We start from the raw sequence: 15,217 nt of genomic DNA, 5'->3' as shown, positions 1-15,217 counted from the left end.
CGGGACGGGAATCGCGATGCAAGCTTGCATCGGGGTCGGGCGAGCGGTTAGCGCGGGGGCGTGACCGACACGCACCAGCTTCTCCACGACATTTTCGGATTCTCCTCCTTCCGCGGGGTTCAGGAGGATGTCGTCGAGCGCACGCTGGCGGGCGAGAATACGCTGGCGGTAATGCCCACGGGGGCGGGCAAGTCGCTATGCTACCAGCTGCCCGCAGTGGCGCTCGAAGGGGCGGCGATCGTGATCTCGCCGCTCATTGCGTTGATGCAGGACCAGGTGCGGAGCGCGCGGGCGAACGGCATTCGCGCGGCGAGCCTGACCAGCATGAGCGATGATTGGCGGCAGGTGCAGGACGACCTCATGTCGGGCAAACTCGACCTGCTCTACGTGGCGCCGGAGCGCGCAACGACCGATGGATTCGGTCGCCTTCTCGAGCAGGCGCGGATTTCGTTGTTCGCGATCGACGAGGCGCATTGCGTCTCCGAATGGGGGCATGATTTCCGGCCCGACTATCGCTTGCTGCGCCCGCTGCTCGATCATTTCGGAGCGCCGCGGCTGGCGCTGACCGCGACTGCCGATCGGCGGACCCGTGCGGATATCCTCCAGCAGCTGGGGATCGGCGAGGACGGGCTGATCGTCGCGGGGTTCGACCGGTCCAATATTCGCTACCACGTCGTGCCGCGCGAGGGGCTGCCGTCACAGCTCAAGCGACTGGCGAAGGCGCACGAAGGACCGGGCATCGTCTATTGCCCCAGCCGTGCGCAGACCGAGCGGGTGGCCGAACAGCTACGCGGGATCGGGCGGCCGAGCGCGGCCTACCATGCGGGCCTCGAGAAAGAGATTCGGCAGGGCAACCAGGAAGCCTTCGTGCGCTCCGAGTACATGGTGATGGCGGCGACGGTCGCCTTCGGCATGGGCATCGACAAGCCCGACGTGCGCTTTATCGCGCATGCCGGCGTGCCCAAGTCGATCGAGGCCTATTACCAGGAAACCGGGCGCGCGGGTCGCGACGGGGAGCCGGCGGAAGCGTGGCTGTTCTGGGGCGCGGACGATTTCGCGCGGGCGCGGCGGCGGATCGAGACCGAAGTGGAGCCCGAGCGACGCGCAGGTGAGCGCGAGCGACTCAATGCGCTTGGCGCGTTCGTCGAGGCCGCAACCTGCCGGCGCGCGATCCTGCTGCGGCATTTCGGGGAGGATCCGCCCGAGACTTGCGGGAATTGCGACAATTGCCTCAATCCGCCCGAGACGATCGACGTGACCGTGGCCGCGCAGAAAATCCTGTCGGCGGCGTTCCGGACGGAGATGCGGTTTGGTGTCGCCTACCTCGCGCAGGTGCTGGGCGGCGACGACAACGAGAAGGTGCGGATGAACGGGCATCACGCTTCCTCCGTATTCGGGATCATGGACGCGGAGGAATTGAAGCTGGTGCGGCCGGTGGCGCGGGCGCTGATCGCGCGCGATGCGCTCAGGAGCGACGAATATGGCGGGCTGAGCTTCGGCCCGGGCGCGAAGCCGATCCTGAAGGACGAGGAGACGATGGTCATCGCCAAGCCGCCCAAGAAACTACGCGGGTCGCGGCGCAAGGCGGCTCAGGACTATCCGCCCGATCCGCTATTCGACGCCCTGCGCGAATGGCGCCGCGGCGAAGCGGCGAGCCAAGGCGTGCCACCCTACGTCATCTTCCACGACTCGACGCTGCGCGCGCTGGCGGCGTCGAAGCCGGGAAAGGTTTCCGACCTGTCCTTGATTGAGGGCATTGGGGACAAGAAACTGGAACGATATGGTGCGCAGATACTTGAGGTGCTGGAGGACGCGCGATGAAGAGACTGACCGACACCATGTTCGTGGCACCGCAGGTGCAGCCGGGCGATATCGCCGCGCTCAAGAATGCTGGCGTGGCGATGATCATCAACAACCGGCCCGACGACGAGGAGCCAGGGCAGCCCAAATCGCGGGAGATTCGCGAAGCGGCCGAGGCGGAAGGCATCGGCTACGCGCATATTCCGGTCGGACACGGCATCAGCCCCGCCGAAGTCGACGAGATGCGCGAGGCGCTGTCGTCTGCGGGCGACGCGAAGGTGCTGGGCTTCTGCCGGTCGGGCACGCGCTCGACCCTGCTCTGGGCACTTGCGCGCAACGAAGACGGTGTCGATCGTGAGGAGCTGGAAGCGGCGGCGGAAGGCGCGGGCTATAGCCTCGCGCCGATCAACCACCTGCTTTCGTAAGGATCGCCGCGGCCTCGTCGCGGTCCTCGTCATCGACCATCAGGCGGACCGCGATCATCCCGCCGCCACCGAACATGGAATTGAGCCCCGCGTCGAAGATCATCGACGGGATGCCGTGGCTTTCGAGCTCGAGCCGGGCGAGGTCGGCCTCGACCTTGGTCCTGAACTTGGCGAGCTCGACGAGACTCATGCGGCCTCGGTGCCGCCGACGGTCAGCGCGTCGATGAGCAAGGTGGGCTGACCCACGCCTGCGGGGACCGACTGGCCGCCCTTGCCGCACATGCCGACGCCCTTGTCGAGCGCCATGTCGTTGCCGATGCCCGACACGCGGGTGAGGACGGTGGGGCCGTCGCCGATCAGCGTCGCGCCCTTTACCGGGTGGAGGATCCTCCCGTTCTTCACGCGGTAGGCCTCGGTGCAGCCGAAGACGAATTTCCCACTGACGATGTCGACCTGCCCGCCACCGAAGCTCTTGGCATAGATGCCGTCCTTCACACGGCTGACCAGCTCGTCCGGATCATCGTTGCCGCCGAGCATGAAGGTGTTAGTCATGCGCGGCATGGGCGCGTGGGCGTAAGACTGGCGGCGGCCGTTGCCGGTGGGCTCGACCCCCATCAGGCGAGCGTTCAGGCGATCCTGCATATAGCCCTTGAGAATGCCGTCCTCGATCAGGACAGTGCGGCCCGTGGGTGTGCCTTCGTCGTCGATGGTAAGCGAACCGCGTCGGTCCGCGATCGAACCTTCGTCGACGACCGTGACGCCGGGCGCGGCCACGCGCTGGCCGATCTTGCCCGAAAAAGCGCTCGTGCCCTTGCGGTTGAAGTCGCCTTCGAGGCCATGGCCGACCGCTTCGTGGAGCAATACGCCGCACCAGCCCGAACCGAGCGCGATCTGCATCTCGCCGGCGGGCGCGGCCTCGGCGCGCATGTTGGTGTCGGCCTGGTGCACCGCCTCGTCGAGCATCGTGTTCCAGGCGTCGCGATCGAACAGGCGGTCATATAGGTGACGCCCGCCAAAACCCGAACTGCCGCTCTCACGCCGATCGCCATCTTTCATGACGATCTGGCAATTGAGGCGCACGAGCGGGCGGATGTCGGTGGCGACGAAGCCGTCGGGACGCACGATCTCCACCACTGCCCAGCTTCCCGCGAGGCTGACCGCGACCTGGTCGATGCGCGGATCGCGGGCGCGGGCTGCGGCCTCGATTTCCTGGCACAGCGCGACCTTTTTCGCGAACGGCACCGCCGATAGCGGATCGCCGTCCGTATAGAGGTGCGTGTTGGTGCGGCGCGGTGCCGTCGCCGGGCCCTGCGCGGAAGGGTCGAGCAGCGACAGGGTCGCAGCCGCTCGGTCGATTGCGGCAGCGCTGATTTCGTTGGCATGCGAAAAAGCGGTCGTCTCGCCAGAGACGCCGCGCAATCCGAAACCGCTATCGGTCGAATAATCGGCCTGCTTCAGTCGACCATCGTCGAAATAGAAGCTCTCGGTCGCGCGATATTGGAGATAGAGTTCGCCATCGTCATGTGGCGAGAGGTGTCGGGCAGCGAGTATGCGAGCGCCATCGGGATCGAGGGCACCGTCGCGATAGAGGTAGTTTCGGGGATCCATCCCCTAACTATCGGTATCCGCGGGCCCGCCTTCAAGGACGAAGCGGCGATCGCAATAGCCGCATTCGACATAGCCGTTGTCGTCGATGTGGAGATACACGCGCGGATGGCCGAGCGCTGGGGCGATGTCGCCGCCACCGTCACAGGCGACGCGAAGTTCCTTGACCTTGATGGTCTCGGGCGGAGGAATCGTGCTCATGGGCCACGCGTTAGCAGCACGCGAGAAGCCCTTCAATCACGTCGGACCTAGTTATATTCAGCGGTGAGCGTGAAGGTGCCGGTATATTCGCCATCGACCTGGTTGGCAGGGACTTCGACGATGCCACCGACATTGACGAAGATGACGCCCAGGACCGGATCGGCGGTGCGCGACGACGGTCCGTCGAGGAAGAGCGCCTGCAGGGTGACGTCGTTGCCATTCCCGTCGCTCAGCACCCCACCAACCGGGTAGGTGAGCGTGAAGTCGACCTGTTGTCCCGGAGTTGCCGCGGTCGCGAACTCGGCGCGGTTGCCCTCGTCACCAGGATGCAGCGTGACCCCGCCGCCGGCCGCGCGCGCGGACCCGAACGCGGAAATCACGACCGTGCCGTCGGTCGTTCCGCGAATAACCGTCCCGAAATCGAGATCGGCGATCTTGGTGAGCTGGAGCGGGACCAGCACGAGCGCCTGCGCGCTGCCGTCATAGTCGGTTGCGTCCTGCGCCATTGCCGGGCTTGCCAGCATCATCGTTCCCGCGATCGAAAGCGCGGCGGCAGTAGTCTTCAACGTCATGGGTCTCGTCCCCCGATTGGTGAACAATAAATTGACGCCGATCGATGATCATAAACTCACCGTTTAGGGACAACGTAGAATTAACCCTGATCCGTAACGATCGCGGCATTGCGGAGATTACGGATTGTCGACGATGAACTCGAATGTGCCCTCATAGGCGCCGTCGACCTGGGTGGCGGGGAGCGCGAAGGACCCGCCGATATAGTAATTCTGCTCGGGACCCGCGACGAGCGCATACTGGCCAGCGCCGCTATTCCAGCCGAATATCCGGTTGGTCATTGCGAATTCGAGGTTCACGACGATCGGGTCGCCGACCCCGTCGACCGGGGTCATCGTCACGGTCGGATCATACCGGATATAGACGAAGGACAGGCCGGGCCGGTCGGTGACGAAATGGGCGCGCGAGGTGAGGCTGCCGATCGGCATCGCGCCCCCCCGTGGTCGTCAGCACGCCGGTCGCGGGATCGATGCGGACGGTGCCGTCGGCTGCATTGTGGATCGTGCCGAAATCGAGATCGGACCGCTTCGTGGACGTGACGGGTGTCTGGATCTCGACCGTCGCGCCGCCATCGCCCGTCGCCTGCGCATGTGCGGCCCCGGGCGCGAATACCGCGCAGAGGAAGGCGATGCCGGCCAGGATGGTGGACAGGATCCGGTTCATGCCGCCCCATTAGGATGGTTAATTCCAAATTAGCCTTACCCGTCATGGTAAATGCGCCGTTTACCTCTGCCCTTTGCGCCGTCCCCAAAGCCCCGCTATGCGCAGTTTCATGTCGCAAACGCCCGCCATTTCCATCGAATCGCTGTCCAAGACCTATGCCGGTGGCAAGGAAGCGTTGAAGGACGTCACCTTCGAAGTGCCGCGGGGGCAGATTTTCGGGCTTCTCGGGCCCAACGGGGCGGGCAAGTCGACGCTGATCAATATCCTCGCCGGGCTGGTGACCAAGACGAGTGGAAGCGCGACCGTCTGGGGCTTCGATATCGACGCCCAACCGCGCAACGCCAAGCGCTCGATCGGGATCGTACCGCAGGAGATTTTGTTCGATCCGTTCTTCACCCCGCGCGAGGCTTTGGAGATCCAGGCCGGGCTCTACGGTATTCCCAAAGGCGAACGGCGCAGCGACGAGCTGCTCGCGGCGATGCGGCTGACCGACAAGGCAAATGCCTATGCCCGGACGTTGTCCGGAGGCATGAAGCGCCGCTTGCTGGTCGCCAAGGCAATGGTGCATTCGCCCCCCATCCTGGTGCTCGACGAGCCCACGGCGGGGGTCGATATCGACCTTCGCAAGCAGCTTTGGGACTATGTGCGCAAGCTCCACGCGCAGGGCGTTACGGTGGTGCTGACCACCCATTATCTCGAGGAAGCCGAGGAATTGTGCGACCGGATCGCGATCATCAATCACGGGCGGCTGATCGCCAACGAGCCGACGCGCGACCTGCTCGCCAAGGCGCAGGACAAGGAAGTCGTGGTGAGCCTCGACCGCGCGGCCGAGACGCTTCCGGCTAACAGCTGCTTCGACAAGGTCGAGCGGGTCGGCGAGCAGGAGATCGCGATCACCTATTCCAAGGATCGCGTGAATGCGGGCGAGGTGCTCAAGGCGCTTGCCGAGGCGGGCTATGACGTCATCGACGTGCGCACGCGCGAACCCGACCTCGAGGACGTATTCCTCTCGCTGACCCGCGCGGATAGCGAAGCGGCATGAGGCGGCAATTCGATGTCCTGGTGATCGGATCGGGCGCGGCGGGGCTGACCGCGGCGCTCAACCTTGCCGAACATTATGACGTCGCGGTGCTGGCCAAGGGCAAGCTGGGCGGCGGGGCGACCGAATGGGCGCAGGGCGGGGTCGCCGCGGTGCTTGAGGAAGGCGACAGTTTCGAAAACCATATTCGCGACACGATGGTCGCGGGCGCAGGCCTTAACGACCGCGACATCGTCGAGATGGTGGTCAGCCGCGCACCGGCAGCGATCAAGAAGCTCGCCGATCTCGGCGTGCCCTTCAACCTCGACGAGGATGGCGACTGGCACCTGACCAAGGAGGGCGGCCATTCGCACCGGCGGATCGTCCATGTGCACGACGCGACCGGCTGGGCGATCGCGCAGGCGCTCCAGCGCGCGGCGGAGGAATGCGAACGCATCACGCTGATCCCCGACATGGTCGCGATCGATTTCGTCACCGGCAAGAATGCGGTCGAATTCTCGACCTCGGGCGCGGTCCATGGCGTCTATGCGCTCAATCGCGAGACCGACCAGGTCGAGGCGCTGACCGCGCGTGCGACGGTGCTGGCGTCGGGCGGAGCTGGGCGGACCTATCAGTTCTCGACCGCGCCGCGCGGGGCGACGGGCGACGGGATCGCGATGGCATGGCGCGCGGGCTGCCGCGTCAGCAACATGGAATTCATGCAGTTCCACCCGACCTGCCTCTACAATCTCGAGGTCAAGAATTTCCTCATTACCGAGGCGGTGCGCGGCGAGGGCGGCATCCTGCGCCATCCCGAAAGTGGGCATCGCTACATGCCCGACTACGACCCGCGTGCCGAACTGGCGCCGCGCGATATCGTCGCACGCGCCAACGATGCCGAGATCAAGCGCGACGGGCTCGATTACGTCCATCTCGACATTGCACACAAAGGCCCCGACTTCGTGAAGGAGCATTTCCCGACCATCTACGACAAGCTGATGGGGCTGGGGATCGACATCACGGCCGAGCCGATTCCGGTCGTCCCCGCGCAGCACTACACATGCGGCGGGGTGGTCGTCGACGAGCACGGGCGGACCGACGCGCCGGGGCTCTATGCGGCGGGCGAGGTGACCCAGTCGGGCCTGCATGGCGCCAACCGCCTCGCCAGCAACAGCCTCCTCGAATGTTTCGTGTTCGGCGATGCGGCGGCGGAGCATATCCGCGAATGCTGGGACACGTTCGAGGCGGTGCCCGAGGTGCGCCCGTGGGACGAAAGCCGCGTGACCGACAGCGACGAGGAAGTCGTTATCCAGCAACTGTGGGGCGAAATCCGCCGCTTCATGTGGAACTATGTCGGGATCGTGCGCACGACCAAGCGGCTCGAGCGCGCCAAGAACCGCGTCGACCTGCTGCGCAAGGAAGTCGACGATTACTACCGCCATTTCCGCGTGACCCCCGACCTTATCGAATTGCGCAACCTGATGGAGGTCAGCGACCTTATTGTCCGTAGCGCCCTCTCGCGCCATGAAAGCCGCGGGCTTCATTACACGCTCGATTATCCCGAATTAGGGGAAGAAGCCGTCGATACGGTGTTGGTGCCTTGAAGCTTGAATGCGCCACCTGTCCGGTCCGTGAGCGCGCAGCGTGCGCGGCGCTTTCAGAGGAGGAGCGGGCGGAATTGGCGCGGCTGGGGAATAGCCGAAGCTATGAACGCGGCGAAACGGTGTTCGCGGCGGGCGACGATCTCGATGCGTGCGCGACCCTCACCCACGGGTTGCTTAAGATTTCGCATCTCGACGCCGACGGCAACGAGCGCATCCTGAGCCTGGTCCATCCGGCAGGCTTCGTGGGCGAGATGTTCTCGCCAGTCGCCAATCATGACGTTGTGGCGCTCGCCGAGAGCAAACTGTGCGTTTTCTCGCGCTCCGAATATGAAGCGGCGATCGATCGCTTCCCCGCGCTCGCCAAGGCGCTGCTGCGGCGATCTGCAGAAGATCTCTTCGACGCACGGGCGCAAATTGCGCTCGATGCCAAGCAGTCTGCCCAAGCCAAGGTCGCGCACTTCCTGCTAGCAATGGCCAAGGCAGCAAGCGACTCGCCCTGTCATGCGGCAGAGGAGTTCGAACTTCCCCTGACGCGCGGGGAAGCGGGGCAATTGCTTGGGCTGACCATCGAAACGGTCAGCCGTCAGCTAGGCAAGCTGGAAAAGCAGGGCGTGATCGAACGCACAGGCGCGCGCGGCATCCGGATCAGGGATGCCGCGCGGCTCGAAGCGCTGGGCGCGGGATAGCGTTCAGACCAGCGCCGCGATGCTCACCACGGCGATGCCCCAGCCGAGGATGAGGACGGGAAGAATGAGCACCTGTGCAACGGCATCCTTGCCGAGCGCGAGGCCGGTATGGGTCTCGATCCCGCGCACCATCAGCTCGCGCATCGACATGGCCTTGGCGCTCTTTTCAGGGTTCATCACGGCCCACGCCATTGGCACCACATAGAAGCCGGCGGTGAAAATCACGAAGATTGCCATCGGCAGGATCATCTCGGGGTGTGCGAAGCCGAGCCCCATCACGCCGAGATAGGCGAAGAACAGGCCGAAGAAGGCGGTGTGAAGTCCGACGGGCAGTCCGAATGTGCGATCGACTTCGGCGGGCTTGTTGGGGATGAGGTGCGGTGCGTCGACGACATCGACGACCGCGCGGATTTCTTCATGGGTCATTTGGCGGGACATTGGGCATCCTCCCTGGGCTCTATGTTGTGAGCCCCTTGTTGGAGGTGCGCGGCGATTCGCGCTTTGACCGAGATCAAACGCGCCTGTTTGACGCTGGCAAGGGCGTCTGATCCTGCTAAGGCGGCACTCGATGGCCAATCATCTCTATCTCGTCGACGGCTCGAGCTATATTTTTCGCGCCTATCACCAGCTTCCGCCGCTGACCAATCGCCACGGCACGCCGGCGGGCGCGGTCTACGGCTATACCGCGATGCTGTGGAAGCTGGCGCAGCAATTGAACGAGACGGACGGGCCGACGCACTTGGCGGTGATCCTCGACAAATCGTCGCAGTCACACCGCAACGAGCTCTATCCGGAATACAAGGCCAATCGCCCGCCACCGCCCGAGGACCTCGTCCCGCAATTTCCGTTGATCCGCACCGCGACAAAGGCCTTCTCGCTGCCCTGCATCGAGGAAGAGGGGCTGGAGGCCGACGACATCATCGCCTGCTATGCGCGCGCGGCCGCCGACGAGGGGTGGAAAGTCACCATCGTCAGCAGCGACAAGGACCTGATGCAGCTGATCGAGACGCGCGACAATGGCGCGGACGTCGAGATGCTCGACACGATGAAGGACAAGCGCATTCGCGCTGAGGAGGTCGAGGCGAAATTCGGGGTCGGTCCCGAACTGGTCGGCGACATGCTCGCGCTGATGGGGGACAAGGTCGACAATATTCCGGGCGTGCCTGGCGTGGGGCCCAAGACCGCGGCGACGCTGCTCAAGGAGTATGGGAACCTCGAAAACGTTCTCGCGAACATCGAGCAAATCACCAAGCCCGCGCTGAAGCGCAACCTTACCGAGCATGAGGCCAATGCACGCCTGTCGCGTGAGTTGGTCGAGCTGGTGTGCGATGCGCCGCTGCCAGAGCCGCTCGAGGACCTCAAGCTGGACGGCATTCCCGCCGAGCCGCTGCGCGACTTCCTCGAGGATATGGGGTTCAAGACGCTGCTCGCGCGGATGGGCGGCGGGTCGAAAACGGCGGAAGAACGCGGCAAATCGCCTGACGTCAACGTGCCGGGAGCAGCGAGCGACTTTCCCGCCGATCCGCCCGAGCCCGAAGAGATCGAGGTCGACCGTAGCGAGTATCAGACGGTCACCGACATGGAGACACTGGAGAAATGGGTCGGCGCGGCGATCCAGCAGGGCCGCGTGGCGCTCGACACCGAGACCGACTGCCTCGACTGCGTCAGCGGCAAGCTGGTCGGGGTCAGCCTCGCGCTCGATCCCAATCTCGCCTGCTACATCCCGCTCGACCATGGTGGCGCGGATTTGCTCGCCGAGCGACCCGAACAGCTCGACATGAAGCAGGTGCTCGCGGCGCTCAAGCCGATGCTAGAGCATCCCGCGGTGCTCAAGATCGGGCACAATTTCAAATATGACCTGACCGTCTTCGCCAATCACGACATCCACGTCGCGCCCTATGACGACACGCTGGTGATGAGTTTCGATCTCGATGCCGGTCGGGGCATGGGCGGGCACGGCATGGACGAACTCGCCAAGTCGGCGCTCGGCCATACGTGCATCCCCTTCAAGGAAGTGTGTGGCACGGGCAAGAAGCAGATTAGTTTCGCCGAGGTGCCACTCGGCCCCGCAACCGAGTATGCCGCCGAAGACGCCGACATCACCTTCCGCCTTTGGCAGCGTCTGAAGCCCCGGCTGGTGCGCGAGCGTGCGGTGAAGGTGTACGAGATGATCGACCGGCCGATGGCGTCGGTGCTGGCGAAAATGGAGCGGCGCGGCGTCAAGGTCGACCGCGAATATCTCGCGCGCCTGTCGAAGGAATTTGCCGAGGACATCGCGGCGCTCGAGAAGAAGATCCACGATTTGGCGCGCGAGGAGTTCACAATCGGCAGCCCGGCGCAGCTGGGCGTGATCCTGTTCGACAAGTTGGGCGCCAAGGGCGGGCGCAAGGGCAAGAGCGGCAACTATTCGACCGACGTCAACGAGCTCGAGCGGCTTGCGGGCGAAGGTATGGACATCGCCAAGCTGGTGCTCGAATGGCGCCAGCTGTCGAAGCTGAAGTCGACCTATACCGATGCGCTTCAGGAGCAGATCGACGCCAATACTGGGCGGGTGCATACTAGCTACAGCCTCGCAGGCGCGCAGACGGGCCGCCTGTCATCGACCGACCCCAACCTGCAGAATATCCCGATCCGTACGCCGATCGGCGCGAAAATCCGCGACGCCTTCATCGCCGAGCCGGGTCACGTGCTGATGAGCGCGGACTATAGCCAGATCGAGCTGCGCCTCGCCGCGCACATGGCCGATGTCCCGCAGCTCAAGGAAGCGTTCAAGAACAAGGAAGATATCCACAACCGCACCGCGACCGAATTGTTCGGCGAGGTGAACAAGGACACGCGCGGTAAGGCCAAGACGGTCAACTTCGCCATCCTCTACGGGATCAGCGCATTCGGGCTGGCCAACCGGCTGGAGATCGAGCGCGACGAAGCCAAGTCGATCATCGACACCTATTTCCAGCGCTTTCCGGGGATTCAGGATTATATCCAGCGCACGCTCTCCGAGGTGCGCGAGCGGGGCTACACCGAGACGCTTTTCGGTCGGAAGACCCACTTCACCAACATCAACAGCAAGATGCCCAACGTGCGCATGGGGGCCGAGCGCGCGGCAGTGAACGCGCCGATCCAGGGGACCAGCGCGGATCTCATCAAGCGCGCGATGGCGCGGATGGATGCGGCGCTGGCCGAAGCCGGGCTCGATGACGCCAAAATGCTGCTGCAGGTGCACGACGAACTCGTGTTCGAAGTGCCCGAGGGCAAGGAAGAGGCGGCGGCCAAGGTCGTTCGCGAAGTGATGGAAGGCGCGGCGCGGCCTGCGCTCGACCTTGACGTGCCGCTCGATGTCGAAGTCGGCTGGGGCGCGAACTGGGGCGCGGCGCACTAATGACCGGAACGGGGACGACACCGCAGGCAGACGGGGGCAAGGGCGACCTTGCGGCGCTGGCGCGTGGTGGCCGGATCAACTTCTTCGGCTTCGTCCTGCGCCTCTTGGCGCGCATCCCCTTCCTGCTGATCGCGGGCCAGTTTTACGGTGCGGAGGCGCTCGGGCGTTTCGCCTATGCGCTGATCATCGTCGAACTGGGGTCGCAACTCGCGACGCTTGGCTTGAAGCGCGGGCTGGCGCAACAGCTGTCGCAATCGGGCGAGCGGAGCCACACCCACGTCTGTTACGACGCGCTGATCGTCGCCGCGATCGGGTCGGCGATCATGATGGGCATCCTGTTCCTGTTCCCGCAGGCCATGTTCCCCAACTCCGAAGTGCGCGGGCTCGAGCGATTGCTGCCGATTACGGTGCTGGCGCTGGCGTGGACCGAGATTATGCTCGCCGCGCTCGCCTATCGCCACAATATCGCCGCCACGGTCCGCAGCCGTGCGATCGTCGAGCCTTGGCTGATCTCGATCGTTGCAGGCGTGCTGGCCTATTATTCGGTCGGTGGCGGTCTGATCATCGCCTACGTGGTGTCGATGGTCGGCGCGCTGTTGACCGCCGCCTGGCCCTTCTTCCGCGAGTATGGCCTGCCCCACGACTGGTCGCCGCATCCGGTCAAGCTGTGGGAGATGGCGCGGCGCAACCTTCCGGTCGCGGCGGCCGACGCGGTCGAATGGGGCACGCGCCGTGCGGATATCGCGGTGCTCGGCCTGTTCTTCTCACCTGCCATCGTCGGCATCTACTACGTGGCGCAGCAGATCGCCTCGCTGCCTGCCAAGCTCAAGACCAGCTTCGACCCGATCCTCGGACCCGTGATCTCCAAGAATGTCGCCGCCGACAACAAGACCGCGATCGCGCAGCAGGTGCGGCAGGTCGGCTTCTGGATCATCGCGGCGCAGACGGCAGTGGCGCTGGGCCTGGGCATTCCCGCCATGGCAGTGATGAATTTGATGGGGCCAGAATTCGGGGTCGGCTTCATGATCCTCGGCGTGCTCCTCGCCGCAGAAGTCATCGCGGCAATGGCGGCGGTCAGCGAAGCGGCGCTCATCTACCTCGCGCGGCATCGCAACATGCTGCTCTCGCTCGTCATGCTGGGCATAGAAGTCGTACTCGGCATCGGATTCATCCTCGCCTTCCGCGCGATGGAGCTGCCGACCATGACGCAGGCCATCGGCCCGGCCATCGGGCTCGCCCTGGCGCTCGGCTTCGGCGCGATCAGCAAGGCGTGGCTGCTCAAGAAGATCGTCCACGCGCCGGTCTCGGGCTGGCGCTGGTCGCTGATGTGGGCGGCGGGAGCGGGGCTGATCGTCGGCTTCTTCGCGGTGATGATGCCCGATTGGGGCCAGCTCGCCATCGGCGCGCCGGCGATCGCCATCGCCTTCGGCGCGGTGCTCTGGTTCAAGGGCTTCGGCCCCGAAGACCGCGAACTCTTCAAGATGAAGAAGCAGGAAATGGACGAGCCGGAACTGCCCCCGCCTGGGAGCAGCGGGAGTAACCCGACCTAAGCGCCCGAGCGTAGCGCGGCGGTTGCCACCGCAGTCGCAAGCAGCGCGAAAAGAGCGCGCAAGTCGGCCCGCGGGCGCGCAGCGACCCGTCTGATGGGGCAGGCCGCCCTGGCCCGCCTCAGCCTAATGTCTAAAGTGCCGCATGCCAGTAAACACCATCGCTAGCCCTGCTTCGTCGGCGGCAGCGATCACGTCATCATCGCGAATGGAGCCACCCGGCTGGATCACCATCGTCGCGCCCGCTTCGACTGCGGCCATCAGCCCGTCTGCGAAGGGGAAGAAGGCGTCCGAGGCCACCGCGCTACCCTTGGTGCGCACTTCGTCCCATCCGTGGGTCTCGGCCGCTTCCTCGGCCTTGGCGGCAGCGATGCGCGCGCTGTCGCGGCGGTTCATCTGGCCTGCGCCGACGCCGGCGGTCGAGCCGTCCTTGGCATAGACGATGGCATTGGATTTGACGTGCTTTGCTACGGTCCAGGCGAAGAGCGCGTCTTCCAATTCCTGCTCGCTGGGCTGGCGCTTGGTCACGACCTTAAGGTCGTCTTTGCCGATCGAGCCGTTGTCGCGGTCCTGCACGAGAATGCCGCCGGCGATGATCTTCATGCTCTGGCCCGGGCGGTCGGCGTCGGGCAGGTCGCCCGTCAGCAGCAGGCGGAGATTCTTCTTCTTGGCGAAGATTGCCTTGGCTTCGTCGCTGGCATCGGGGGCGACCACGACTTCGATGAAGATCTGGGTGATCGCTTCGGCGGTTTCGGCGTCGAGCGGGACGTTGGTGGCGACGATGCCGCCGAAGGCCGAAACGCTGTCGCAGGCGAGCGCCGCTTTCCACGCGTCAAGCAGGCTGTCGGCCTGCGCCACGCCGCACGGATTGGCGTGCTTGACGATCACGACGCTGGGCTTCTGGCCCGCAAACTCGGCGACGAGCTCGAACGCGGCGTCGGCATCGTTAAGATTATTGTAGCTCAGCGCCTTGCCCTGCACCTGCTCGGCCGCGGCGAGACCGCGCTCGGGACCGTGCGGAAGATAAAGCGCGGCCTGCTGGTGCGGGTTCTCGCCGTAGCGCAGCTCGTCGGCCATGCGCATCGCGAGCACGCGCGTCTCGGGATAGGCCTGGCCGAGGTCGGCATGCGCGAACCAGCCCGCGATCATCGCGTCGTAGCTGGCGGTCAGCGCAAAAGCCTTGGCTGCGAGCATGGTGCGGAATTCCTGCGTCAGGCCGCCATGCCCGTCCAACTCGCCGATAATCGCGTCATAGTCGCCCGGGTCGGTGACGATGGCGACATCGCGGTGGTTCTTCGCCGCCGAGCGCACCATCGAGGGGCCGCCGATGTCGATATTCTCGATAATCGTGTCGCGATCCGCACCCGAGGCGACAGTCGCCTCGAACGGGTAGAGATTGACCACCAGCATGTCGATCGGGCCGATGTCATGCTCTTCCATCGAGGCGACGTGTTGGGGATTGTCGCGCACCGCGAGGATGCCGCCGTGCACCTTGGGGTGAAGCGTCTTCACTCGCCCGTCCATCATCTCCGGGAAACCGGTAAGGTCGCTGACGTCACGCACGTCATGCCCCATCTCGCGCAGCTTTTTCGCGGTCCCACCAGTCGAGACGAGTTCGGTGCCGTGGCGCACCAGTGCGGCTGCGAGCGGTTCCAGCCCCTCCTTGTCCGAAAGCGAAATGAGGGCCCGTTTGATGGGTTTGTGCTGGGTCACGAAAAG

The 15,217-nt window shown here is 64.8% G+C and carries 15 protein-coding genes; 7 read left to right on the top strand and 8 right to left on the bottom strand.

From position 1 onward, the window contains the following. The first annotated feature begins 60 nt into the window (after positions 1-60). A complete protein-coding gene (gene recQ, locus KTQ36_RS01730; RefSeq protein WP_218632049.1) occupies positions 61-1,821 on the top strand; it encodes a DNA helicase RecQ in 1,761 nt (586 codons plus the stop codon). Continuing rightward, the gene (locus tag KTQ36_RS01725) at positions 1,818-2,225 is read left to right on the top strand and encodes a protein tyrosine phosphatase family protein (protein ID WP_218632048.1); all 408 of its coding nucleotides are present in this window, start codon (positions 1,818-1,820) and stop codon (positions 2,223-2,225) included. The genes recQ and KTQ36_RS01725 overlap by 4 nt, the downstream gene beginning before the upstream one ends. Here the strand turns inward: KTQ36_RS01725 and KTQ36_RS01720 are convergent. From KTQ36_RS01720 to KTQ36_RS01695, 6 genes are all read right to left on the bottom strand, one after another. Next, positions 2,206-2,415 (bottom strand): putative signal transducing protein, encoded by a 210-nt coding sequence (locus KTQ36_RS01720; RefSeq protein ID WP_218632047.1) that lies wholly within the window; start codon positions 2,413-2,415, stop codon positions 2,206-2,208. The two genes, KTQ36_RS01725 and KTQ36_RS01720, sit on opposite strands and share 20 nt — an antisense overlap. After that, positions 2,412-3,833 carry a metalloprotease TldD gene (tldD, locus tag KTQ36_RS01715; protein ID WP_218632046.1) on the bottom strand — a complete coding sequence of 474 codons (1,422 nt, stop codon included), beginning with the start codon at positions 3,831-3,833 and terminating at the stop codon, positions 2,412-2,414. Before tldD ends, KTQ36_RS01720 begins: the two co-directional genes overlap by 4 nt. Before the next feature lie 3 nt (positions 3,834-3,836). Next, positions 3,837-4,031 carry a zinc-finger domain-containing protein gene (locus KTQ36_RS01710; protein ID WP_218632045.1) on the bottom strand — a complete coding sequence of 65 codons (195 nt, stop codon included), beginning with the start codon at positions 4,029-4,031 and terminating at the stop codon, positions 3,837-3,839. Positions 4,032-4,078: 47 nt separating this feature from the next. Next, on the bottom strand, positions 4,079-4,603 hold the full coding sequence (locus KTQ36_RS01705) for a DUF4402 domain-containing protein (protein ID WP_218632044.1): 525 nt from the start codon (positions 4,601-4,603) through the stop codon (positions 4,079-4,081). A gap of 117 nt (positions 4,604-4,720) precedes the next feature. Continuing rightward, complete coding sequence (locus KTQ36_RS01700; RefSeq protein ID WP_218632043.1) at positions 4,721-5,029, bottom strand: hypothetical protein; 309 nt, start codon at positions 5,027-5,029, stop codon at positions 4,721-4,723. Beyond that, positions 4,950-5,264 (bottom strand): DUF4402 domain-containing protein, encoded by a 315-nt coding sequence (locus tag KTQ36_RS01695; RefSeq protein ID WP_218633926.1) that lies wholly within the window; start codon positions 5,262-5,264, stop codon positions 4,950-4,952. The genes KTQ36_RS01700 and KTQ36_RS01695 overlap by 80 nt, the downstream gene beginning before the upstream one ends. Positions 5,265-5,373: 109 nt before the next feature. On the opposite strand from KTQ36_RS01695, the gene KTQ36_RS01690 reads away from it, so the two are divergent. The 3 genes from KTQ36_RS01690 to KTQ36_RS01680 all read left to right on the top strand — a co-directional run bounded on the left by KTQ36_RS01690 (position 5,374) and on the right by KTQ36_RS01680 (position 8,572). Further along, complete coding sequence (locus KTQ36_RS01690) at positions 5,374-6,306, top strand: ABC transporter ATP-binding protein (protein ID WP_218632042.1); 933 nt, start codon at positions 5,374-5,376, stop codon at positions 6,304-6,306. Next, positions 6,303-7,886 carry an L-aspartate oxidase gene (gene nadB / locus KTQ36_RS01685; RefSeq protein ID WP_218632041.1) on the top strand — a complete coding sequence of 528 codons (1,584 nt, stop codon included), beginning with the start codon at positions 6,303-6,305 and terminating at the stop codon, positions 7,884-7,886. The genes KTQ36_RS01690 and nadB overlap by 4 nt, the downstream gene beginning before the upstream one ends. A gap of 74 nt (positions 7,887-7,960) precedes the next feature. Next, complete coding sequence (locus tag KTQ36_RS01680; RefSeq protein WP_255553973.1) at positions 7,961-8,572, top strand: Crp/Fnr family transcriptional regulator; 612 nt, start codon at positions 7,961-7,963, stop codon at positions 8,570-8,572. A 3-nt stretch (positions 8,573-8,575) separates the two neighbouring features. Here the strand turns inward: KTQ36_RS01680 and KTQ36_RS01675 are convergent, their stop codons facing one another. Continuing rightward, positions 8,576-9,010, bottom strand: coding sequence for a hypothetical protein (locus KTQ36_RS01675; protein ID WP_218632039.1), 435 nt, complete (start codon positions 9,008-9,010; stop codon positions 8,576-8,578). A 130-nt stretch (positions 9,011-9,140) separates the two neighbouring features. Here KTQ36_RS01675 and polA point away from each other — a divergent pair, with 130 nt between their 5' ends. Together polA and KTQ36_RS01665 are read left to right on the top strand one after the other, a co-directional pair. Beyond that, positions 9,141-11,951 (top strand): DNA polymerase I, encoded by a 2,811-nt coding sequence (gene polA, locus KTQ36_RS01670; protein WP_218632038.1) that lies wholly within the window; start codon positions 9,141-9,143, stop codon positions 11,949-11,951. Beyond that, complete coding sequence (locus KTQ36_RS01665) at positions 11,951-13,501, top strand: lipopolysaccharide biosynthesis protein (RefSeq protein WP_218632037.1); 1,551 nt, start codon at positions 11,951-11,953, stop codon at positions 13,499-13,501. The genes polA and KTQ36_RS01665 overlap by 1 nt, the downstream gene beginning before the upstream one ends. Positions 13,502-13,624: 123 nt before the next feature. Here the strand turns inward: KTQ36_RS01665 and purH are convergent, their stop codons facing one another. Next, positions 13,625-15,211, bottom strand: coding sequence for a bifunctional phosphoribosylaminoimidazolecarboxamide formyltransferase/IMP cyclohydrolase (purH, locus tag KTQ36_RS01660; protein ID WP_218632036.1), 1,587 nt, complete (start codon positions 15,209-15,211; stop codon positions 13,625-13,627). Positions 15,212-15,217: the final 6 nt, after the last annotated feature.

It is taken from the genome of Sphingomicrobium clamense (assembly GCF_019264355.1).
GTDB lineage: Bacteria > Pseudomonadota > Alphaproteobacteria > Sphingomonadales > Sphingomonadaceae > Sphingomicrobium > Sphingomicrobium clamense.
Note: the sequence above shows the minus strand (reverse complement) of the source record. Positions and strands in the feature narration are given on the sequence as shown.

Excerpts from the sequence above, each read along its gene's own strand:
- KTQ36_RS01720 (WP_218632047.1), bottom strand. The coding sequence starts at position 2,415 with ATGAGTCTCGTCGAGCTCGCCAAGTTCAGGACCAAGGTCGAGGCCGAC.
- tldD (WP_218632046.1), bottom strand. The coding sequence starts at position 3,833 with ATGGATCCCCGAAACTACCTCTATCGCGACGGTGCCCTCGATCCCGAT.
- polA (WP_218632038.1), top strand. The coding sequence starts at position 9,141 with ATGGCCAATCATCTCTATCTCGTCGACGGCTCGAGCTATATTTTTCGC.
- KTQ36_RS01675 (WP_218632039.1), bottom strand. The coding sequence starts at position 9,010 with ATGTCCCGCCAAATGACCCATGAAGAAATCCGCGCGGTCGTCGATGTC.
- KTQ36_RS01725 (WP_218632048.1), top strand. The coding sequence starts at position 1,818 with ATGAAGAGACTGACCGACACCATGTTCGTGGCACCGCAGGTGCAGCCG.
- KTQ36_RS01705 (WP_218632044.1), bottom strand. The coding sequence starts at position 4,603 with ATGACGTTGAAGACTACTGCCGCCGCGCTTTCGATCGCGGGAACGATG.
- KTQ36_RS01710 (WP_218632045.1), bottom strand. The coding sequence starts at position 4,031 with ATGAGCACGATTCCTCCGCCCGAGACCATCAAGGTCAAGGAACTTCGC.
- KTQ36_RS01665 (WP_218632037.1), top strand. The coding sequence starts at position 11,951 with ATGACCGGAACGGGGACGACACCGCAGGCAGACGGGGGCAAGGGCGAC.
- nadB (WP_218632041.1), top strand. The coding sequence starts at position 6,303 with ATGAGGCGGCAATTCGATGTCCTGGTGATCGGATCGGGCGCGGCGGGG.
- KTQ36_RS01700 (WP_218632043.1), bottom strand. The coding sequence starts at position 5,029 with ATGCCGATCGGCAGCCTCACCTCGCGCGCCCATTTCGTCACCGACCGG.
- KTQ36_RS01695 (WP_218633926.1), bottom strand. The coding sequence starts at position 5,264 with ATGAACCGGATCCTGTCCACCATCCTGGCCGGCATCGCCTTCCTCTGC.
- KTQ36_RS01690 (WP_218632042.1), top strand. The coding sequence starts at position 5,374 with ATGTCGCAAACGCCCGCCATTTCCATCGAATCGCTGTCCAAGACCTAT.